The following is a 21786-nucleotide window of genomic DNA, read 5'->3' on the forward strand; positions in this document are numbered from 1 at the left end:
AATATCTATTAGGCGGAATAAAGTTCCTTATTATTCCCAATATCATATAAATCCCGCCCACAATCGGCAAGCTTTTTTCGACAAGTCCCCCTTCTATCCTGTAACAGGCATAAAAAATGGGAAGAAACACCTGCCACCCGACGGCACATTTTCCTGTTCTTCAGAAAACAAAAAAACCGGCCCCTGCGGCCGGCTTCCTTGTTAATGAACTGCATTCAGGTAATCGATTGCAAATCCGCTCATGGCAATGATTCCCGTCGGAATCGCCCGTTCATCGAAGACGATGCCCGGGTTGTGCAATGAGAGGTGGGTACGGCTGTCTTCTTCGTCCCTCGTGCCGAGACGGAAAAGCAGACCCGGAACCTGTTCGAGGTAATAGGCGAAATCCTCGCTGCCTGTCGATGGCTCTTTCAGGTAGTCGATATTTTCCTGCCCGAGGTGCTTTTTCAGTGACTGCTCGAGCTGGCCGGTCAGGTGAGGATCGTTGATGACCGGCGGACAGCCTGCGCCCTTGAATTCGACCTCAGCCTCCGCATTTGAAGCGGCAGCGACATGGTGGGCAATTTCCTTCATGCGCTTTTTGATGTAGTCCCGGGTCGACTGGCTGAGTGTACGCACGGTTCCTGAGACCTTCACTTCAGTAGCGATGACATTATTGGCCGTGCCCCCGTCAATCTGGCCTGCCGTGATGACGGCGGGGTCGAACGGCGAAAGATTCCGGGAGATGATCCGCTGGAACAGGTCCACGACATCGCCCGCAACCGGCACGGGATCGACAGCTTTCTCAGGATGGGCCCCGTGGCCGCCGGTGCCTTTCACCATCACTTCAAACGTATCGTTCGCCGCAGTCATCGGGCCGGGGCGGATGCCGATTTTCCCTGCATCGGTCGATGGCCATGTATGCAGGCACACGGCATGGTCCGGCTTCGGATTTTCAAGCACTCCTGCTTCGACCAGCTCGGAGGCGCCGCCTGCCTTCTCTTCGGACGGCTGGAAAACAAACTTAATCGTCCCTTTCCATTCATCGCGGGTCCGGTCGAGCACCTTTGCCGCTCCGATCAGCACAGTCGTATGGATATCATGGCCGCAGGCATGCATGACGTTCGGCTTTTCAGACGCAAACTCAACACCGGATTCCTCCATGAGCGGCAGTGCGTCCAAGTCAGCCCGAAGCATCAGGACTGGTCCGTCACCGGCTTTCCCGTGCATCAGCCCGACTGCACCCGTCTCAAGGCCGAGATCTTGCCATTCGATTGACGTATCCCTCAGCTGATCCTGCACGAACTTGGTGGTCTCAAACTCCTCATGGCTCAGCTCCGGATGCGTATGGATATGCCTCCGGATCCGGATCATTTCCTCTTTGATCTTGTCAACAATCGCTTGAATCTCCATCAAATCCTCCGTTCTTTATGGGTTGGATTGGTATCTCCCGATAATCTTCCATTACCCTCAACCGCCCGGAGATATGTATGAGATTCCTACTCTCCACTCCTGCCTTTCATCCGATCCGACAACCTGCCTTCCGCCCATTCCAGCACTGTCCCGCCTGTCCGCCGCTCCGAAGCGGCAACCCGCAGCACACCAAGCACTTCCTTTTCTCCAAACTCCCCGATCAGTTCAATCAGGCAGCCATAAGCAAACAGATCAAGCTGCGCAATCCTCGAATCGTAGAAAAAGAGAATCTCGTTCACCGGATCGATCCGGTACAACCCGTCCCGTGTCCTCGGTTCCATCCAATCAGCCCCTTCCGGAATCTTTCCATTTAGATAGACTCCATTGGATGAAAGGCGACAGTTACTGAAGCAAAATAGCCCCCGCTCTCCGTTGAGCAGGGGCATGTTTTAGTGATCCTCGAAGTTCCGTTGTCCATCCCGCTTGACGAGATGATAGCTTTTCTTCGGCTCCCGGATCAGGAGCATCCGGGTTTGCCTGCGCTCGACAAGCTGATATCTCAACCGGAGGGCTTTCTGGAACTGATTGTGGAAGCTGAATTGGCTGACAGGCAGCGTGACGGTGTGGCCGTTCGTAAGCGTCACGCAGGTCTTCCCCTTTTCCACCGCCTCATAGCGGTCAATGTGGTGCAGGGCAAACCAGGTACAATCTTCGCGTGAGGGCGAAGTGGTCGGGAAGAGGATGATCGTCTTCTCCCCTTCGATCCGGACGGGCGTATTATGTGTTCTTGACAGGATGTAATTGGCGCCGTCCCGCGCACCCCGAAAACTGGTTCCCTGTGTCCGAAGTGTGCGGTCAATCAGTTGCGTCGGGCTTTCCCCGACCGTCACATACTCATCCGGCAGCAGCACCTTGGCGTGCAGGTCGCCAAATGCGTCATACTCCGGAACAATACCCATTGTCTCCTGCCCAATCAAGAACATGGCCGTTCTCATGCCCCCATCCCCTTTGATATCATTTTCACCACTTTCTTTTTCCGCAAATGCCTTGCGCACTTATGTACAACTTTCCAGCCACTTCATTCCCTTCACCTCACACCCCTCGACTAAGAAAAAGGAACCGGACTGACTAGGAAGCAAATGACCCATGAAAATCCAAATCATTGGAATAAATGAGTGATGATTCCCTTTCTGATTTCATTATAGATAATTACAATGATAAAAGTCTATCTATTTTGACAATTAAAGTTGAATATTGCTAAAAACTGTCGTTGAGCGTGAAAAGGCTGCCATGAATTAAGGCCACAATAAGAGCCGCCACTCAGATTTCTGAGTGACGGCTTTGATTCCTGCTCATTTCGGAATGATTTTACATGGCGGCGGCGGGTGACCAGGGCTTCCGGAGGTTTCGTCATTCGTGGACTTGATTTCGTCATTCACGTGCTGAGTTTCGTCATTCGGCCACTATATCGGAACGAATGACGAGATTAAACGGCCGAATGACGAGATTGGAAGGATGAATGACGAAATTACCTTCAGCCGGCTTCAACGTCACCGACCCAACGGCAATACATGCGGGTGATCCCAGATCTCATTCCACTTATTTAGAGCCTTACAAACTCTTTATCCAAGGAACCGGCTCAAGTCTGCCCGGACGCTCCCCGCCAAGCAGCAGGTTGTTGTACCGGCCGGTGTATCCCAGCAAATGGAGAAGCGCAAGTTCGAGATATTGGACGCCAAGCTGGAGAATGGCTTCCTTGTCACGGTCGCTGAGAGCCTGGAGGTTCCGCCGGTTGGCGTGAATGGTTTCTTTATAATATGCAGCGATCAGCTGCGGGCCGTCTGCGTAGCCTCCTACACGTATCGTGTGGCGTGGAATGGCAGCCGGTATTGCGCAGAACTGAAGTAGTCGACGAATCTGCATATCGACGGGGAAGCGCTCGAATTCCTGGGCGGATAGGACCTTTTCTTCTTCGACAAGCACTTTCCATGCCAGCTTTACCAATGCGGCGTGTACGGATACCAGACGATTCTCTGCAAAGCCCGCGGATTTCGCACTGAGATACCAATGCAGCAGTCGCGGCAGCGTCTGCTGCCAGTGCGGAATCGTGAATTTCCCCATCACATTTTCGACCAGGCGACCAAGTTTGTCCTCGGGGTCGTTCCCGACACCGGGACACCAATTGGCCTGGTTTTTCCAACTGTCGACCGCCGGGACCCGGTACTGCTTGAACATGTTGCCTTGCGCGTCACTGCCGTGGATGCTGCAAATGCCAACGGAACGGCCTGCATTAAAGGACAGCACCCAATTCAGTGCGTCGATCAGTTCATTGACCGTCTTCGGGTCGGCCGGCTGACCGTCAGTCCTTTCGATGAGACCCGCGTGCGTCACCCCGTATCCACCCAGTTCATCCAGACTTCGATACGTCTCATCGTAGTTATGGACCTGGTCGAACAGGATCCGATATGCTCCATGCCGGACCCGCATTCTCCCCCTGTAAACCAGATTCAGATGGCGGATTGGCTCGCCTGCTGTTCCGTAGAAGTTAACGACTGAAAACTGAAGCCGTTCAGCCGGCCGCAACGGCTGGCTGAACGCCCCACTGATGGACCCGGCTAACTCGCCACTCTCTATATCGAATCGGCTAATGAAGGCTTCTCCCCGGAATCCGGTCGGCGTCATGATTTTGTAGGTGCGGAAAACGGACTCCTGCAGAAGATTTTCGGCTTTCTCCACGGAGATGCCCAGCCCGGTGATGGTGCCAGCCCACTCAATCTTCGATTCCGGGTACCACTTCAGCGTAACCTGGCCGTTAAGCTGAAAGATCTCTATTCCGTCTTCCAATGAAAACTCGCCCGAATACAGATGCACTGCCTGATTGACAAAGTTCATTTTGAGTGGAGAGACCAATGCATCCTCCACATCTGCCGAATCCCCCGCTTTTTCCTTGGATAACCGCACCGCCTGCCTCCGACGAGCCGATTCTACGTTCATTACCGATTTTCTCCTCTCCATTCTCATTCCCGTCATTCTAATACCTCGTCGCCAAAACTTATTAGGCTCTGTCGAACAGGCTTGATTCCCACCGGCGACTGCCTTTAGGATACTCCATCTTGCGACCGCATCCGACTTCTCGTGCAATTCATACCTATCTCCCCAATTCTATGAGGAAACTCCTAATGTTTTTTTATCATAGCATTCGGTTGACCCTGAAAATATAGAACAAAAGTCCGAACATTTCGTATCATTTCTACACAGATTGTGTTTAATCGACAGTTTACTGCAAGTCTCATCTCAGTTAACTTATTTCTATGGGAACCGTACTCTCTCACCTAGGCTCTTAATACTTCCAAGCCCCCTTTACTTCCCCACTCCCATCCTCTACACTGGAGGCATCGGGGCGACCCGAGACACATTAAACTGCATACCGTCATTTGCACTGGGGGTGCCCGTTATGGGCTGAGATGAGAGCGCTGCTCCGATCCCTTAGAACTCGATCAGGTTAGGACCTGCGTGAGGAAGTGCGGCGATTTTCATGACGCCCTCATCAATCTGGGCAACTTCTGAAATTACGGCTGCATCTTCACGGGTGCAGCTTTTTTGTGTTCATTTTTCAGAAGGGGGTTTTTAGTAATGGAAAATTTGCATTGTGGGGTCAGTCCGATTGTGGGGTTCCGGTTTACGCTGAATCCGATGACCGATGATTTTGTTGCGGTCATCAAGGGGGCGCTTGAAGAGGTGGACACGTCTACGGTATGGATGCACACGGATGATGTGTCGACGGTCATCCGCGGTAAGCAGGTGCATGTGTTCAATGTGGCGAAGGCGCTTGCACTCCATGCGGCGAAGACCGGCGTTCATGTGGCATTGAACGGCACCTTTTCCGCTGGCTGCCCGGGAGACACAACCGGGGACGCGTTCCTGGACAAGCCGGATGAGCCGCTGAACAACGACCCGACCAAACAATATGTATCGTCGCAGTTTGCACTATATCCGATGAACAACCCGGATTATATGTCGGTGATTTATCGTGAAGTGGAGCGTGCGAAGGAGCGCGGCGTGTTCAATGAGTCGATGCATTACGCGAGCGGAATCCACGGGGATATCCATGACGTGTTCGACTTCTATGAGGAAACGTTCACCCATGCCCGCTCCGAAGAGCACCGTCACCTCGTCATGACGGTCTCGATGAGCATCAACAGTCCGTCCCACGGAGGGAAATGACATGCTGAAGTCATGGAAACTGAAAGAGATTGTACTGATGTCCCTGTTCGGCGTGGTATTCGGCATCGTTTATCTCGTTGCCATCCACTTCGGAAACATTTGGGCCGGCCTGATCGGGCCGATCGCCTATGAATGGATGTTCGGCATCTGGTTCATCGTGTCGATCCTATCGATGGCGATTATTCGAAAGCCCGGTGCCGCGGTGTTGCCGGAGACGATTGCCGCCATCATTGAAGTTATGCTCGGCAATGCGGTTGGCCCCCGTCTGATTCTGTCCGGGGTCATCCAGGGCCTCGGTGCGGAAGCCGCATTTGCCGCAACCCGCTACCGCCACTTTAATCTGGCGGTCATGATGCTCGCGGGTGCCGGCGCTGCAGTGTTCAGCTTCGTGTACGGTTACTTTGTCTCGGGTTATGCCGCATTGGACCCGTCGTTCGTGCTTCTCATGTTCACGCTGCGCGTGCTGAGCGGCGCCATCATTGCGGGAATCGGCGGCAAGTATCTTGCTGACGGATTGCTCGCAACCGGTGCGCTCCGCGGGTACGCCATCTCGCGGACGAAACAGGGTGGGGCCGGTGCATGAGCACGTCATCTCACTTGCTGACGTTTCATTCCGCTTTCCGGATGATCCTGAAAACACCTTGAACGGTCTGACGTTCGAGATTCAACGAGGCGAGCGGGTCGTCATCAGCGGGCCGAGCGGCTGCGGCAAAAGCACTCTGCTTTACCTGCTGAACCGCCTTTATCCCCTCAACTGTGACGGTATTGATGAGGGTGATATCCATCTGTTTGGGAAAAGTGCGGATGATTACCGCCCCGGTGAGATCAACCGGCGGATTGCGACCGTTTTCCAGGACCCGGATTCCCAGTTCTGCATGACGACCGTCGAGGAGGAACTGGCCTTCACGCTGGAAAACTTGCGGGTCCCCCGGGCTGACGTGGAGCGCCGGATTGTGGACGTGCTCGATCAGACGGGACTCGCGAACTTCCGCCAGTCGGTCATCCAGTCCCTGTCCGGCGGTCAGAAGCAGCGGGTCGCTACCGCCTGCGCACTGATCTCGGAGCCCGAAATCCTTCTTCTCGACGAACCGCTCGCCCACCTCGACCCGCTGACCGCACGAAATTTTGTCCAGTGGCTGGACGGACTACAACGGCAGACCGGCCTGACGGTTGTCGCGGTGGAACACCGGCTTGATCTGTGGGAACGTTTTTTCGAAAGAGAGATTGTCCTCGGGTTAGACGGACAGATGATTGCGGATCATCCGTCCGATTCAAAAGCTCCGGTGGCATTTCCGCAAAGTGCGACCGGCATGACCGGCAGGCCTGCCCTCTCCGTTACAGAACTGTCGGTAGAAATCAGCGGTAAGCAACTTCTCGCTCCTCTGTCATTCGATGTTGAAGAAGGTGAAATTGCGGTCATCGCGGGGCCGAACGGAAGCGGGAAATCAACGCTCGCCAAGGCGCTCTGCGGCATTTACAAGCATTCCGGCACCGTCCGGTCGCCCGGCACCGGCTACGTCCCTCAATCACCGGAATTCCTGTTTCTGACGAATTCCGTCGCTGATGAACTCGCCTTCTCTGGCCTGGCTACGACGGAAACGCTGAACGATCTAGCAGAACGGCTGATGCTCACTCCCATTTGGGATGCACATCCGTTCTCGGTCAGCCATGGCCAAAAACGCCGCATCGCAATCGGCACCATGCTCGCCGACAACCGTCCGGTCATCATCATGGACGAACCGACATCCGGCCAGGACACGGCAGGCCTGCAGGAACTGTTTTCACTCATCAACGAGCGCTCGAGGGAAGGCATCACGTTTCTGATCATCACCCACGACATGGAGTTCGCTGCGGCCGTTGCCGACTCGATCCTTCTAATTAATGACGGCAGGCTGACCGGGAAATTCAGGGCGGAGGACGTGTGGGCCGACCCGTCACTGTTGGACGAGCACCATCTCCTCCCGCCGAGAGGAGCGGACCGCCGTGAGCCGACTTTTGCATGACATGAATCCGTCCGTGAAGTTCATCATCGTGACCGTCTCGATGCTCACGATGGCCTTCTTCTTTAATCCGTGGACACCGCTCCTGTTCTGGGTCGGAATTCTGGCCCTGCAGTTCACGATGAGCCGGATCAACTGGAAGCTATGGGCGCTGATGATGCTGCCCTTCACGCTCGGCGCCGTGGGTTATCTATGGACGACACTCGTATTCGGAGCGGACAGCGGCGGTGAAGTCATCGGCTCATTTGCCGGGATCGAAGTCACCGACGAGCAATGGGCACATGCCTGGTCACTGACTTTTAGGGTCATGGCTTTTTCAACGCTGTCATTGCTGTTCGCCTTCACCACGAACCCGGTCACCTTTGTCATGAGCCTCATGCAGCAACTAAAGGTGCCACCGAAAATTGCCTACGGCACGATGGTCGGCTACCAGTTCCTGCCCGTCCTGAAAGACGAACTCACCCAGATCCGTCAGGCCCAGCGCCTTCGGGGGGTAAGTCAGGACCGGCACTGGTGGCAGCGGGTTGCCGGCACAAGACGACTTCTGATCCCGATGCTTGCCGGAGCCGTCCGGAAAGCCGAACGCGCGGCTTTCGCGATGGAAGCGAGAGGATTTACCGGCGAGCGAAGGAAGGAATTTTATCGACCTGTAAGAGTGAGCGGCCGTGATTATGTATTGGCGGGTGTGTTTTTGGCGGTGTTGGCCGTAAGTTGTGCGGCCGGTTTGATTATGGGGAAATAAATGAAGCATCCGGCCTCGGTGGTCGGATGCTTTTTCGTTATGCATTAATTTAAGTTTCTCTTGAGATTGAGCGCTCGTAGATTTCTATGAGCGCTTCTATCAGTTCTATGAGCGCTCGCGGTGATTCTATGAGCGCTTCTCGGACTTCTACGAGCGCTTCTCCCAGTCCTATGAGCGATCAACTGCCTCTTCCCCGAACAAACACCTTCACTCTCCCGCTCCGCTCCATCGTCGCAAGCAGGACATCTTCCAAGGTAATAAAGTGCTCCTCTTTTATGACGGACATCAACCAGGCCTCATCCTTTCCCTTCTCCCCGAGCGCTTTGCGGTCAATTTCCCCTTCCCTCACAACAACCACGGGCAAATCAAATGGCTCAGGCACTATATCAAAATCGCTCCGGGTCGGCCCCTGGTATTGCGGACTTTCGAAAAACGAGATGGTGCCGTCTGGCTCCCAGAGTGCCAGCGACAGCTTTTGGATATCCTCAATCTTCGCCTTCCGCGCTTCGGAAAGCAGATAGTCAATCGTGATGCGGGCTTTTTTCAGGTTCGGGTAAACGAGCTGTCCCTTTTCCACGAGCGGAATCGGGCGGGGCAGGACAAAGTCCCGAACGCGGCCGGATTTCAGTACGGCAAATACACTTGCCGAATAGAGGACAACGAGCGCGACCATGGTGATCATCGATCCTTTCAGACCAAGTCCTTCATCTGACAGGGGATGCGCGATGATGTTCCCGATTGCGATGGCAATTGCAAAGTCCAGCAGACTCAGCTGCGATATTGACCGCTGCCCCATAACCTTGACCACAATCAGCAGAAAAAAATATGAAACAACCGCCCGCAAAATCCATTGCGTGGCGGTCAGTGTCTCCTGGGCATGAAAAAACTCCACCGGCTCCGCCCCTCTCGGTTGTTTTCAGCCAGTGTGCCCAAAGGGGACGACGATTTAGACTTTTGTTGAGCGCGCATAGGTTTCTATGTGCGGTTTTTGCGGTTCTATGCGCGCTTCCAGGGTTTCTATGCGCGCTCGCGGCGAATCTATGCGCACTCCTAACAAAAAGAGAAGGCGCCACACGCCTTCTCCCATCCATCAATTATTAATATACTTCTCAAACACGTCTCCGAAGTCTTTCTCATGATACTTGGCACGCGCCTGCTGCATCCAGTCAAAACCGAACTCGGTGAGCTGCTTGTACTGGTCCGCAAGCTGGACGTCGGATGGTCGCGCATTGTGCAGCACCTGAACGGCCCTGTCGAGACTCTGTGTCGCCATGTCCATCTGGATGCTGTTTTCGTGCGTGACTTCAGCAATGTAGACGAGCGCCTTGTACAGGTCTTTCAGCTGATCCAGCTGCTTTTTGTCCACATCGATGCTGTATGCCTGGTTGCCTAATGTAAACTTGATTTCGACATCAAGGTCGACTTTCCCGGCGGTCTCAAGTGTGACATCCGCGAACTTGTATTGCGAGTACGCGTAGCGCTTCAGCGTCCGCTTGGAAGACACTGCAGTGTCCCCGTCCACATGGATGAACGCGATATTCGTGAAGCAGTACTCGTCCGCTTTCGTCTTGATCAGGAAATATATTTTCTCGTTGTCTTCATGGCGGATATAATCATCGGCGTCCGTCTTGTCATAGTCCGCCGGTCCGATGATCTTCCCGATATCCGACAATCCGAGCGCGTCGGAAGCGATTTTCTTCAGCATGGTGCAGCCCCTCTTCCTCTATATAAATATACTTTCAGTATATCATTTCATAGGAGGTGCTTCGGACCAAAATATAGGAGCTGCCGATGCACTTGACACAGTCACGATCACATCATCCGTTCACTGACGCACCCCGCAATGGATGATAAACACTCAAATCCATTCCGGTCTCCTCGCCCATCGCCAGACAGGCGGCCAGATAGCCGACGTAAGGCCCCATTGTCAGTCCCGATGGTCCAAGCCCGGTCGCCACGATAACCTGCCGTGGTTCATCAAGCTTCCCTAATAGTGGAAGGGAATCCTCCCCCATAGGCCGGAAGCCGATCCGGACTTCCTTAAGCGTGCCCTCCGAGAGTCCCGGAGCGATCCGGAGCGCTTCACCCGCGACTTCATGGACCCCACCGACTGTCTGCCGATAATCGAATCCCGACCCGGTCTCCCTTGTGGCACCTGCGACCACTCGTGAATCGTCAAACGCCAGCATGTAGTGAGTGCTCTGGGGCAGGATGACCGGCCAGTCAGACGTGTCCTCATCCTGCATATCAATGTGAAGAATCTGCCCCCGCTGCGGCTGCACGTTCACCCGCACACCGAGCGGTTCCAGAAGATCCGGAACCCAGGCGCCTGCAGTGATGATCACTTGGTTAGCGTCGATGACCTCGCCCGCTGCAGCCACACCCGTCAGCCGGTCCCCATCCGATACGAGACTCGCTTCTCCCTCCACAATGCGCGCCCCGTTTTTCCCTGCCGCCCGCACCATGGCCTCGCGCAGGAGCCGGCCGTCGATCCTGGCCGCACCCGACACAAAGACGGACTCCAGTTCCTCGTTTAATGGAGGGAACCTGCGTCGGGTCTCCTTGGCATCCAGCCGCAGGACCTCACCGAGTTCAGGCGCCTCACCCTTCTTCGCCCTCACCGCCTCCTCTATCCGGTCAAGCTCCTCCTGCCGGTCGCTCACACAAAGCGCGCCGACCCGCTTATAGCTGGTCCCGCTTTCTCCGTCCTCTTCAAGATGCCGGACCAGTTCCGGATAAAACTTCGCCCCCTCTTTCGCCAGCCGATACCAATCAGGATTCTCAACATGGGACACCCATGGACAGATGATCCCCGCTCCAGCCAGTGTCGCTTTCCCTTGCTGGTCCTTGTCGATCAGAATCACTTCAGTATCTGCCCGCCTGCTCAGATGATAGGCGGCGCTTGCCCCGACGATGCCCGCTCCGATGATGGCAACTTTCATTGTGTCCCTCCTAATCCTCTATTCTAATTTTCAGTATATTTTAGGCGAGCACTTTCTTCAACAGAACCAAGCAGGAGAAATACGAAGTGGCATACCCTAGCCAAACAAGTGGTTACCATTTATACAACAACAAAAAACCACCGCTCTGTAAAAGCGATGGCTTCCAATTTACCTTCTCAGATTCTCCACAATCGTCGCAATGCCCATGCCGCCTGCGATGCAGAGCGTCACGAGGCCGTAGCGGCCGCCGGTGCGCTCGAGTTCATGTAACAGTTTTGTCATGAGGATCGCGCCGGTCGCGCCGATCGGGTGGCCGAGTGCGATGGCGCCGCCGTTCGGGTTGACCTTCTCGAGATCCAGGCCGAGTTCATTGATGCAGGCGACTGCCTGCGCGGCGAATGCCTCGTTCAGCTCGATGACATCGAGGTCTGCGACCGTAAGGCCTGCCTGGCGCAATGCTTTCTGTGTTGCGCCGACCGGGCCCATGCCCATGATATCAGGCGAGCATCCGGAAGATGCCTGCGCCACAATCCGGGCTTTCGGTGTGAGTCCGTAGCGCTCGGCCGCTTCTTCGCTCGTGACTAGTAGCGCCGCGGCGCCGTCGTTCCGTCCGCTGGCGTTGCCCGCGGTGACCGTGCCGCCTTCCTTGAAGACCGGCTTCAGCTTGGCGAGTTTCTCGAGGCTCGTTTCCCTTGGGTGCTCGTCTGTCTTGAAGTCGATCGTCTGCTTGCGTTCCTGGACGGCATACGGAATGATTTCTTCCTCGAATCGTCCCTCCCGGATTGCCGCCGCGGTACGTTCCTGGCTGAGCAAAGCAAATTCGTCCTGCTGCTCGCGGGAGATGCCGTACTTTTCGGCGACATTTTCAGCGGTTATGCCCATGTTCAGGTTGCCGTACTCTTCAACCGGCTGGGAGCCCGGCTGGCTTTCCGTGTTCGGGTCTTTCAGGATCGTGTTGCCGGCCTTTACACCAAAGCGCACGCCGCTCACATAATACGGCGCGGTGCTCATCGACTCTGCGCCGCCCGCGATGATGACGTCGCTCAGGCCCATGCCGATCTGCTGGGCAGCGGAGTTCACTGCCTGGACGCCCGAACCGCATTGGCGGTGGACGGTGTACCCCGGCACACTCGCAGAAAGACCTGCGCGGAGCAGTGCCAACCGTGCAAGATTCGACTCATCCGCGCTCTGCTTGGCCTGCCCGAGGATGACTTCTTCCACGATTTCTTTATCAATGCCCGTCCTGTCGATCAGCGCCTCCATGACGTGAGCCGCCAGGTAGTTCGCCGGCACGTTGCCGAGCGAGCCGCCCAGTTTGCCGATCGCCGTACGGACGGAATCGATGATGACTGCGTTCTTCATGCAAGCACCCCTTTTTCACGTGAGTAATGTTCCACTTTTTCATGGTCGACATCGACGCCGAAGCCGGGACCGTCCGGAACGATCACGTTAAAGTCCCTGAACTCGACCCGGTTTGTCGTGATCGAATCCTTGAACAAAAGCGGACCGAAAAGTTCGGTGCCGAACTTCATCGGCGGCATCGTCGAATACAGCTGGACCGTCATCGCCGTGCCGAGGTCCGATTCGATCATCGTGCCGCCGTAAAGGCCAAGGCCTGCCGCTTCCGCGATGCCGGCCGCCTGTTTGACCGCCGTAAGCCCGCCTGTCTTTCCGACCTTGAGCGCAATGGAATTTCCGGCGCGGTGCTTGGCGATATGGAAGATTTCCTGGATCGATGTCGCGCCTTCGTCTGTGAGGATCGGAACCCGGTAACGGTCGGCAAGTCGCGCCATCCCTTCATGGTTCCAGCCCGGGAGCGGCTGCTCGATCATCGAGATGCCGCCGTCTTGGAGGATCGGGATGCACTGGTTGGCCGTGTCTTCATCCCATGCCTGGTTCACATCGACCGTGAGCCTTGCCTGGTCGCCGACCGCCTTCTGGATTTCAAGCACATGCTCGACGTTTTTCATCGGGTCGCCCTTGCCGATCTTCAGCTTGAAGATGTTATGCCGCTTCTGATGAAGGTACTCTTTGGCTTCCTCGATATCCTTGCCGGTGTCGCCGCTTGCCAGTGTCCACGCGACCGGCAGGCCGTCGTGGATTTTGCCGCCGAACAGCTGGTAAGCCGGGATGTTCTGCTGGCGCGCAGCCAGGTCGACGATCGCACTTTCGACCAGTGCCTTCGCGTGCAGGTTGCCGCGGACATGGATGGAAATGTCGTACATAATCTTTCCGAAGCGGATCGGGTCCTGCCCGATCACATGCGGCGTGATGTACGTATCGATGTTCGCCTTGATCGCTTCCGGAGTGGACTCGCCGTATGATGCCCCGCCGATCGTCGCAATCTCCGACCAGCCTTCACGGCCTTCCTCGTCCCTTACCCGCGCCACGACGACCGCCTGTTCGGTGATCGTATGCATCGCAAGCTGATGGGGCCGGATCGTCGGAAGGTCCAGAATGGCCACATGAACCGATTGGATGATCATCTCAACTGCCCCCTTTTCACTCGATAAATGCCGCTTCCGTCTTTTCGCGTACTTCTTCGATTATCGCGCCCGGCATCAGTTCGACCAGGCGGAGCTGCTTGTTTTCCGTCACTTCGAATACCGCCAGTTCCGTGAAGATCATGTCCACGCTGCGCGTCGAGGTGATCGGGTATGTGCATTCTTTCAGCAGTTTCGGCGAGCCGTCCTTGGAAGTGTGGGTCATCGTGACGTAGACTTTCTTCGCCCCGACAAGGAGGTCCATCGCGCCGCCGACGCCCATGATGTTCTTGCCTGGAACCGCCCAGTTGGCGATCACGCCGCGCTCATCCACCTGCAGAGCGCCGAGAATCGCCGCATCCACATGGCCGCCGCGGATCATCGCGAACGACTCGGAGCTGTTGAAGTACGCGGCACCGACCGCCTCACCGACCGGCAGCTTGCCGGCATTCACAAGGTTCGGGTCGATGTCTTCCTCCTCAACATCGGTGACGCCGAGCAGGCCGTTTTCCGTGTGCAGGTAAATATCATCGTCTTCCATGTATTCCGCGACGAGCGTCGGGATGCCTATGCCGAGGTTGACGCTCATCGGCCCTTGGAGTTCCTTCGCCACGCGCTGTGCGATCATATGCTGCAATTCCTGTTTTGTCATCGTCGTCATACGGTCACCACTCCCTCCTTCGTCAGCACTTGCTTCGCTTCGATGATGGCATCGACGAACAGATGGGGCGTGACGACTTCCTCCGGATTCAGTTCACCCGGTTCGACGATTTCATCCACTTCCACGATGACCGTCTTTGCGGCCGTCGCCATGAGCGGGTTGAAGTTCCGTGCCGTCTTGTAATAAACGAGGTTGCCGAGCGTATCCGCCTTGTGCGCGCGGATCAGCGCGACATCGCCGCGGATCGCCTTTTCCAGTACATACGTGACGCCGTCGATTTCCCGTTCTTCCTTACCCTTTGCAAGATCCGTCCCGGCTCCGGTCGTTGTATAATAGCCGCCGAGGCCTGCTCCACCGGCACGAATGGACTCAGCAAGCGTCCCCTGTGGCAGCAACTCTAGTTCAATTTCGCCCGCCTGGTACTTGTCGCCGACATCCCGGTTGCTAGTGAAGTACGAACCGATACCTTTTTTGATTTTGCCCTGATTCAGCAAAATCCCGAGACCCTTGCCAGACTCACCGAGGTTGTTGGAGACAATCGTCAGTCCATCAACATCCTTTTGGGTCAGTTCATCAATCAATGTGAGCGGCGCGCCGATCAGGCCGAATCCGCCGACGAGGATCGTATCCCCTGACTTCACACATTCAAGCGCTTCTGCCGCGCTCTGTTTTCGTTTCGTCATCGTTTATCCCTCCGACTTTGTTTCTGCGGCTGCCTTCAATGAATCACTCAGCTCAAACCAGGCCGGGATCCCTGCCGTCAGGATACAGATATAGCCGACATCCGCAAGCTCGGCCTCTGTAGCGCCCGCCTGCCGCGCGCGCTCCATCCACTGCACGGCGCCTTTTCCGTCCAACTCGACGATATGGTTTCCGACCATGTTGAGGAGCTTCAGCCTGTCCGGCACGAGTCCGCTGTCCAGGATCTTCCGCTCAACTGCATTCTGGTCTCCGGATTCCACAAGGGAAAGGACGTCTTCCAGATAAGTCGTGTCTTCCCCGTCCAGCCATCCGATGATTTCACGAAGAATCTCCTCAGCATCCTTGCCCTCAGCTTCCGGCACGGTATTCCCGTTCAGCTCCAGTGCATAGCGGACCGCTTCCACTGCCGTCTGAAGTGCGGGAACGCCCTTATACACGTATGCAGTCAGGAAGTACTCCACAATTTCCGGAACCGAACTGCCGAAATCGACGGCGCCCTTCGTGTGATACACCATGCTGCGGGCATAGAGCCGCGCCGCGTTCATGCCTGCGATCAGCACGTCCTTTTCCTTGCGGGAAAGCGCACCGTCCTGCATGATTTCCCCGCGGATGCCGGTGTATGTATCCAGCACCTCCGGACTGTAGTCGTGCATCTTCTGCACCCAGCCCGGCACAGTGTCATAAACTTTTCTGAAATACTCCAGTGCTTCACTCATTGAATTCCATACACTCCTTTATTACTTAAGGGCTTCCGGGTACTCGTACTGATTGATGCCGAATACAAGCGGAAGTACAAAGTAAACGAATAGAATGATCAGCATAAATGCCAAAATCGTCAGCCATGACCCTTTTTTCAGCATATCGACCATGGTGATTTTTCCGGTGGCAAAGATAATTGCGTTTGAAGGCGTCCCGATCGGAAGCATGAATGCAAAGCCTGCCCCCATCGCCACTGCAGTCATGACAGGCAGCGGGTGGACATCAATGGCGAGTGCCAAGGCCGCTACGATTGGCAGTAGGATGGTGACCGTCGCCGTGTTTGGAGCCACTTGTGTCATCCCGGTAGCCAGCAACGTCGGAATCGCCAAAATCAGCAGATAAGAAGCTCCTTCAAGTGACAGCAACTGTCCGCCGATCCAGCCGGCAAGATCTGTTCCATTAAAGCCTGCAGCAAGGGCCAGCCCGCCTCCTACCAGAAGAAGGACACCCCAAGGCATGTTTTTCAAAGAGTCCGCCTCAAGAATACGGCCGCCATTCTCTTTGGAAGCCGGTATGGCATGAAGCATGACCGCACTGACCATCGCGATCATCGTATCGCTCAGCCCCGGAATGATATCCTGCCAAAGGAATGTCCGGGAAAGCCACATGAACGCAGTAAACGCGAAAATGGACAGGACGATTTTCTCTTCATAAGACATTTTCCCAAGTTCCTTTTTTCGCTCCAGGACAAATGATCGCCCATTGGTGATTTTCTTGACGTTCATCGGATAGGCAATTTTCGTAATGTAAAACACACCGAAAATCATGAGCAGAACAATGAGCGGGAAGGCAAATGCGAAGAACGTTGCAAAAGAAATATCAATGCCCAGAAGCTCTTTCGCCAAACCTGCAAGCACAAGGTTCGTCGGTGTCCCGATCAGTGTGGCACTGCCCCCGATCGTTCCGCCGAATCCGATGGCAAAGATGATCGCCTTCGTGAATTTCGTCTCTTCCTCTTGCGAATACACATTGTCTTCCTTCATTAAAGTAACGACTTTTGCAATGATCGCTGTCCCTATCGGAATCATGAGCATGACGGTCGCCATATTGGAGACCCACATCGAAATGAATCCTGTCGCCAGCATAAATCCTAAAACAAGTCCCGATGTGCTCGTCCCTACCGCGCTGATGACTGTCAATGCAATTCGCTCATGGAGATTCCATTTCTCTAGTGCCAGCGCAAGCGCAAATCCGCCGATAAACAGGAAGATCAGCGAGTCGCCATACGCCGATGCGGCCGTTGCTCCATCGACTGCCCCCATAACCGGCAATAAAATCAGCGGCATCAATGAAGCAATTCCGAGAGGGACCGCTTCAGTGATCCACCACGCGGCAATCCAGGCTGTGATCGCTAATACCGCACGACCCTCAGGTGATAGACCGGGCAGCGGCAACAGGAAGATGATGCTGAAAAATAGTACAGGTCCCAATAATAGCCCGATCAGTTGGGTCAGGCTATACGCATCCTTCTGATTCTTCTCCTCGGAGCCGCCAGTCCTGGCTTTTTCGGTTTTCCTTGGAACTGCCTCCCCTTTCGGCAATTCAGAGACCGCCTCCGCCGCGCTTAGTTCACTTCTTACGTTTGCAAAAGTGACCGTATCCTTTGTTCGTTTATGTGAGTTCCATAGCATGCGGCTAATTGCCGTCATTGGATTCCCCATGGAAGTTCCCCCTATCCCCTATCAGATTAAGATTCTATTTTCTTTAGAAATTCCCCAATCGCTGCATTCACTTCCGGACGGTCTTCAAACACGAGCGTGTAATGGTTGGCATCGGTCTCGGTCACGTCCAGGTTGCCGATGGACGCCTTTGTTTTGTCGTAATGCTCTTCCAGGAACAGCGGCGGCATCTGGCCGATGGCTCCGGATGCGTAGACAAGCAGCACCGGGCAGCTAATTTTAGAACCGATTTCCACCGGATCAAATGTGTAGAAACTGTCGAAATCAGCACGGATGCCTGTCTCATCCGACTTGTTCTCCCAGTGTCCGTCCTTCTCGCCGACCTCGTAGGCGGCTGTCTTGGCAATCTCGTCAGACCAGGTGATGCCGAGGTTTCCGTAGATTCTTTGGATTTCTGCCACGTATGCTTCCTGCGACTCGTATTCCTTGCTGATTCTGCCGAGGGACGGTTCCACGATGCCCCGCTGGTGGTCGGACATTTCCGCGGCGCCGTCCAGCAGAATGACGCCTTTCACAGAATCCAGGCGGCTTGCTACAATTGCCGAGATAAACGCTCCCATCGAATAACCCATGAGAATCGGATTTTCAATCTCCAGTTCTTTGATCAGCGCGATGATGTCTTCCGCATGCTTGAAAATAGACGGGTCTAGATCCAGAGCTGAGGAGTTCCCTCGTCCTCTGAGGTCGACCGCAACAATCCGGTAGTCACCCTTGAACCGTTCTATAAAGTAATGAAGGTTCCGGTGATTGCCCGTGAGGCCGTGAATCGCGATGATGGTCCCTTTTCCCCCCGGGTGGTCCGCCACCTGGATTGCATTTCCGTTTACATTGACCTGATAAAATTCCATTCCTTCACCCCTTCTCCATTGTACGTATATTGTACACTATATCGCAAAGCGTACCATCGAGACTAAAAGAAAGAGGGCATCCGTCTGAATGTCCCCTTTCCTGTTTTGATTAGTTGTCGAAGCGGAGTACGAAATTGAGCTCGGCTTCTTTGTAGTCGCCTTTATCCTCAAGCCTCGTCATGAGGGATTGGCGGACGCCACGTGCGACATCTGTCTCGAGCCACTCGTCGCCTTCGAAGAAGACTTGCGTAATGAGCGTTTCATAGCCTTCGTGCTCGAACTTCATGTGGATGTGCGCCGGACGGAAGGAATGGTAGCCTGCCGCACGTGTGAACTCCCCTGTCGGCCCGTCAGTCGGGATCGAATAAGGAATCGGCAGGATGGATTCAACTTCGAAGTCGCCGTTTTCATCTGTGTAGAAATGACTGCGGAGGTTGAAGTCCGGAGCGTCCGAGTCAAAGTTGGAATAGTAACCGCTTGCATCATCCTGCCACCACTCAACCTTCGTGTTGGCCAATTTCTTGCCGTTTACATCGGAGACATTCCCCTTGAAGCGGAGCTTTTCGCCCGGCTCGTCATCGCGCATGTTGATCTTCGCAGGCTTGCCTTCAACGAGCGGCGAACCTTCTGTCCAGTAAGGTCCAAGGAGGGAAGGCTCCGTGCCAGGAAGGTCTTTGTACTTTGCTTCCAGAACATATGTTTCAACGAAAACATCCAGGTAAAGTGGAATCTCACCGGAGCGTCCGAGGCGGTCCGCCCAGTTGACGAAGTTTGTGTACTCTTCGTGGTTCAGGTTGGCTTCCGCCAGAAATTCTTGCATGTGCTTGACGAACAGATCGTACACCTCGACGACACGGTTGTTGACTGCAGTTTCAGTTGTGTTTGCCATTTTCAATCTCTCCTTTTAAATCAGCATTTTAGACTTATGGTTCTGACAGTTATTCCACCAACAGGATGATCAACCATTAAAAGCGCTTGCATAAAGCGTTTACAAAAAAATGTGGTTGAAAAAAGAAATGACTTGTTGTACGATTTGCGTACAAGAATACGTTTTCCGTACAACTTGTTTTCATTATAGAAAGGGGTCATGACTTTGTCAATGCAAGATTCTAAAAATTTCAGAGAAAGCAAGGACTTTATTCAGTCCCTTGAGCGTGGGCTGATGGTCATACAAGCTTTTTCTGCAGAGACACCGCAGCTCACGGTGAGCCAGGCTGCGGCTGCGACAAACCTATCACGGCCTGCCGTGCGACGGATCTTTCTGACCCTGGAGGCACTCGGCTTCGCGGAGTCGGTAAACGGTATCTACTCGCTTACTGCCCGTACTCTCACCCTCGGCTATGCCTATCTGGCCTCAAAAAACATCTGGTCCCTCGCCCAGCCGTTCATGAGGGAATTCACGGATAAATCCGGCGAGTCCTGTTCCATCTCTGTCCTGGATGGGGACGAAATCGTTTATGTGGCCCGTGTCCAGGCCAAGCGGATCATGCGGATCAACCTGGACGTCGGATCCCGCCTCCCGGCATATGCCACCTCCATGGGCCATATCCTTCTGGCCAGCCAGCCTGAAGAAAAACTGGAGAAACTTCTGGAAAACATTCCGCTTGAAGGCTTCACCTCAAATACCATAACGGACACGGAATCCCTGAAAGCCGAACTCCAGGAAGTCAGGAAACGCGGATGGGCCGGAGTGGATCAGCAACTGGAAGAAGGTCTGCGATCCATCGCCGTCCCGATCCGGGTAAACGGGAAAGTCATCGCCGCCATCAACTGCTCCGCGCATGCGGGGCGCGTCGGCAGGGAAGAGCTGAGAGGCTCTTATCTGGAATTGCTGCGGGAAACGGCGCAGGACATCAGCACAGCCATCGCCTCTTCCGGACAGGCGATCTAATAAATATCACTACGCAAAAAACGATGATGCGCATCCGCATCACCGTTTTTTTTTATTTTGTAAAGATACCTACCAACTCAGAAGCTCCCAGATACACAAACATGATCACACAAGCAGTCAGTACAAAGTTCGGGACCGCTTTGTTACGCAGCGGCTGGTCGATTTTCTTGGAATTAAGCAGGATCATCAACGAAATCGCCAGGAATGGCATGAACAGTGAACCGAGAGCACCGTAGATGATGACAAGTTCTACCGGCTTGCCGAAGAAGTACAGCAGCATCGGAGGAAACGTCAGCCAGAACAGATAGAAACGGTAAGCCTTGTCGGTGGATTGCACGACTTTACGGGGTGCATCCTTTTTCTCGCGGATGGTCTGAACAAAGTCCGCGAACAGATACGGAACCCCGTTCCAGACACCGAGCAAAGAAGAAAATGCCGCGGACCAGAACGCAATCAGGAAGACCCATTTCATCCAGATTCCGAATTCCTGGCCGAGCAGTGCCGCCAGTTCAATCAGTCCTTGGTCACCGCGCAGGTTGACGCCGGTTCCGAACAAAAACTGTGAACCGATGATCAGGCCGGCAGCAGTGAAAACCCCCGTCAGGATATAGGCAATCTTGATATCAAGGCGCATCGTCGACACCCACTTGGGACCCGACCAGTTTTTCTCCGCAAGCCAGTACCCATAGGACGCCATCGTGATGGTGCCGCCGACACCGCCGATCAGACCCATCATGAGCATGAAGGAACCGTCAGGCGTGCGCGGAACAAAACCGCCCATGAAGTCACCGAAGCTCGGCAAGAACAGCAGCGCTGTCCCGATAATCGTGACAAACATGACGCCGATCAGCACAGTCATGACTTTCTCAAACAAATGATACTTACTGAACCAGATCAGAAGGAATCCGGCAATCGCATGAAGTGCAGCCCATGCCCAGAGCGGCATGATCCCTGGGAACATTGCATGAGTGGCCATCGCGGCGGTCGAGGCCGCAGTGGCACCATAGACGAACCCCCAGATGATCGAGTAAACACCGAAGTAGCCGGTTGCCCATTTGCCGAGCTGTTGCCACCCTTGTACCATTGTGCGTTCAGAAGCGAGGTGCCATCTTCCGACACCCTCGTTTAGGAAATATTTCAGAATGGATCCGACGACGATGGCCCAAAGGAACGTCATCCCGAACTGTGTACCGATGACGATGGATGTGATCAGGTCTGCAGTTCCTACCCCTGTAGCCGCAACCACGATCCCCGGTCCCACTTGCTTGAGCTTTTCACCAACCGTTGACGGCGGTGACAAAAGATGAGAAGTATCTCCCACAGTAGTGGCAGCGACTTTATTATCTGTATGCGTTTTCATGATGCACCCCTCTTTTGTACGCATTACGTACTTATGTACGTTTTACGTTTTATAATAATTTTCAATATATCAGACAACCTGTTCGATAACAATACTTTTTTGA

General features: G+C 54.5%; 21 protein-coding genes and 1 riboswitch. Of the genes, 5 read left to right on the forward strand and 16 right to left on the reverse strand.

Translation table 11 applies throughout. The features are described from left to right. Positions 1-201 precede the first annotated feature (201 nt). The 4 genes from DZC51_RS05795 to DZC51_RS05810 all read right to left on the reverse strand — a co-directional run bounded on the left by DZC51_RS05795 (position 202) and on the right by DZC51_RS05810 (position 4386). Complete coding sequence (locus tag DZC51_RS05795; RefSeq protein WP_157294431.1) at positions 202-1392, reverse strand: M20 metallopeptidase family protein; 1191 nt, start codon at positions 1390-1392, stop codon at positions 202-204. An 86-nt stretch (positions 1393-1478) separates the two neighbouring features. Next, positions 1479-1733, reverse strand: a complete 255-nt coding sequence (locus DZC51_RS05800; RefSeq protein WP_157294432.1) for a hypothetical protein — start codon at positions 1731-1733, stop codon at positions 1479-1481. 108 nt (positions 1734-1841) lie between these two features. Then, positions 1842-2387 carry a competence protein ComK gene (locus DZC51_RS05805; protein WP_157294433.1) on the reverse strand — a complete coding sequence of 182 codons (546 nt, stop codon included), beginning with the start codon at positions 2385-2387 and terminating at the stop codon, positions 1842-1844. Between the two features lie 616 nt (positions 2388-3003). Then, on the reverse strand, positions 3004-4386 hold the full coding sequence (locus DZC51_RS05810) for a YopA family protein (RefSeq protein ID WP_157294434.1): 1383 nt from the start codon (positions 4384-4386) through the stop codon (positions 3004-3006). A gap of 437 nt (positions 4387-4823) precedes the next feature. Next, a riboswitch (TPP riboswitch) is annotated at positions 4824-4929 on the forward strand. A gap of 96 nt (positions 4930-5025) precedes the next feature. On the opposite strand from DZC51_RS05810, the gene DZC51_RS05815 reads away from it, so the two are divergent. Genes DZC51_RS05815 through DZC51_RS05830 form a run of 4 tightly spaced genes read left to right on the forward strand, consistent with a single transcriptional unit; the run spans position 5026 to position 8358 of the window. Further along, positions 5026-5616: a YkoF family thiamine/hydroxymethylpyrimidine-binding protein gene (locus DZC51_RS05815; protein WP_157294435.1), complete on the forward strand. Its 591-nt coding sequence runs from the start codon at positions 5026-5028 to the stop codon at positions 5614-5616. A gap of 1 nt (position 5617) precedes the next feature. Beyond that, positions 5618-6199: an ECF transporter S component gene (locus DZC51_RS05820; protein WP_157294436.1), complete on the forward strand. Its 582-nt coding sequence runs from the start codon at positions 5618-5620 to the stop codon at positions 6197-6199. After that, the gene (locus DZC51_RS05825) at positions 6192-7619 is read left to right on the forward strand and encodes an ABC transporter ATP-binding protein (RefSeq protein WP_157294437.1); all 1428 of its coding nucleotides are present in this window, start codon (positions 6192-6194) and stop codon (positions 7617-7619) included. Before DZC51_RS05820 ends, DZC51_RS05825 begins: the two co-directional genes overlap by 8 nt. After that, the gene (locus DZC51_RS05830) at positions 7600-8358 is read left to right on the forward strand and encodes an energy-coupling factor transporter transmembrane component T family protein (RefSeq protein WP_157294438.1); all 759 of its coding nucleotides are present in this window, start codon (positions 7600-7602) and stop codon (positions 8356-8358) included. The genes DZC51_RS05825 and DZC51_RS05830 overlap by 20 nt, the downstream gene beginning before the upstream one ends. A gap of 178 nt (positions 8359-8536) precedes the next feature. Here the strand turns inward: DZC51_RS05830 and DZC51_RS05835 are convergent, their stop codons facing one another. From DZC51_RS05835 to DZC51_RS05885, 11 genes are all read right to left on the reverse strand, one after another. Continuing rightward, positions 8537-9250, reverse strand: a complete 714-nt coding sequence (locus tag DZC51_RS05835; protein ID WP_157294439.1) for a DUF421 domain-containing protein — start codon at positions 9248-9250, stop codon at positions 8537-8539. A gap of 198 nt (positions 9251-9448) precedes the next feature. After that, complete coding sequence (locus DZC51_RS05840; RefSeq protein ID WP_157294440.1) at positions 9449-10063, reverse strand: PH domain-containing protein; 615 nt, start codon at positions 10061-10063, stop codon at positions 9449-9451. Between the two features lie 112 nt (positions 10064-10175). Beyond that, a complete protein-coding gene (locus tag DZC51_RS05845) occupies positions 10176-11300 on the reverse strand; it encodes an NAD(P)/FAD-dependent oxidoreductase (RefSeq protein WP_157294441.1) in 1125 nt (374 codons plus the stop codon). Between the two features lie 168 nt (positions 11301-11468). Then, positions 11469-12662, reverse strand: a complete 1194-nt coding sequence (locus tag DZC51_RS05850) for a thiolase family protein (RefSeq protein WP_157294442.1) — start codon at positions 12660-12662, stop codon at positions 11469-11471. After that, entirely contained in the window at positions 12659-13786 is a 1128-nt protein-coding gene (locus DZC51_RS05855; RefSeq protein ID WP_157294443.1) for a muconate cycloisomerase family protein, read from the reverse strand. Before DZC51_RS05855 ends, DZC51_RS05850 begins: the two co-directional genes overlap by 4 nt. Before the next feature lie 16 nt (positions 13787-13802). Then, positions 13803-14444, reverse strand: coding sequence for a 3-oxoacid CoA-transferase subunit B (locus tag DZC51_RS05860; RefSeq protein ID WP_157294444.1), 642 nt, complete (start codon positions 14442-14444; stop codon positions 13803-13805). Next, positions 14441-15127 carry a CoA transferase subunit A gene (locus DZC51_RS05865; RefSeq protein ID WP_157294445.1) on the reverse strand — a complete coding sequence of 229 codons (687 nt, stop codon included), beginning with the start codon at positions 15125-15127 and terminating at the stop codon, positions 14441-14443. The genes DZC51_RS05860 and DZC51_RS05865 overlap by 4 nt, the downstream gene beginning before the upstream one ends. A gap of 3 nt (positions 15128-15130) precedes the next feature. Beyond that, the gene (locus DZC51_RS05870) at positions 15131-15862 is read right to left on the reverse strand and encodes a carboxymuconolactone decarboxylase family protein (protein ID WP_157294446.1); all 732 of its coding nucleotides are present in this window, start codon (positions 15860-15862) and stop codon (positions 15131-15133) included. A gap of 21 nt (positions 15863-15883) precedes the next feature. Next, positions 15884-17566 (reverse strand): SLC13 family permease, encoded by a 1683-nt coding sequence (locus DZC51_RS05875; protein ID WP_157294447.1) that lies wholly within the window; start codon positions 17564-17566, stop codon positions 15884-15886. Between the two features lie 26 nt (positions 17567-17592). After that, the gene (locus tag DZC51_RS05880) at positions 17593-18432 is read right to left on the reverse strand and encodes an alpha/beta fold hydrolase (protein ID WP_157294448.1); all 840 of its coding nucleotides are present in this window, start codon (positions 18430-18432) and stop codon (positions 17593-17595) included. Positions 18433-18541: 109 nt separating this feature from the next. Continuing rightward, the gene (locus DZC51_RS05885) at positions 18542-19321 is read right to left on the reverse strand and encodes a dioxygenase family protein (protein ID WP_157294449.1); all 780 of its coding nucleotides are present in this window, start codon (positions 19319-19321) and stop codon (positions 18542-18544) included. A 210-nt stretch (positions 19322-19531) separates the two neighbouring features. Here DZC51_RS05885 and DZC51_RS05890 point away from each other — a divergent pair, with 210 nt between their 5' ends. After that, the gene (locus DZC51_RS05890) at positions 19532-20323 is read left to right on the forward strand and encodes an IclR family transcriptional regulator domain-containing protein (RefSeq protein WP_157294450.1); all 792 of its coding nucleotides are present in this window, start codon (positions 19532-19534) and stop codon (positions 20321-20323) included. Positions 20324-20375: 52 nt separating this feature from the next. Here the strand turns inward: DZC51_RS05890 and DZC51_RS05895 are convergent, their stop codons facing one another. Then, a complete protein-coding gene (locus DZC51_RS05895; protein ID WP_157294451.1) occupies positions 20376-21683 on the reverse strand; it encodes an Nramp family divalent metal transporter in 1308 nt (435 codons plus the stop codon). Positions 21684-21786: the final 103 nt, after the last annotated feature.

This window comes from Bhargavaea sp. CC-171006 (assembly GCF_009761675.1).
Lineage (GTDB): Bacteria > Bacillota > Bacilli > Bacillales_A > Planococcaceae > Bhargavaea > Bhargavaea changchunensis.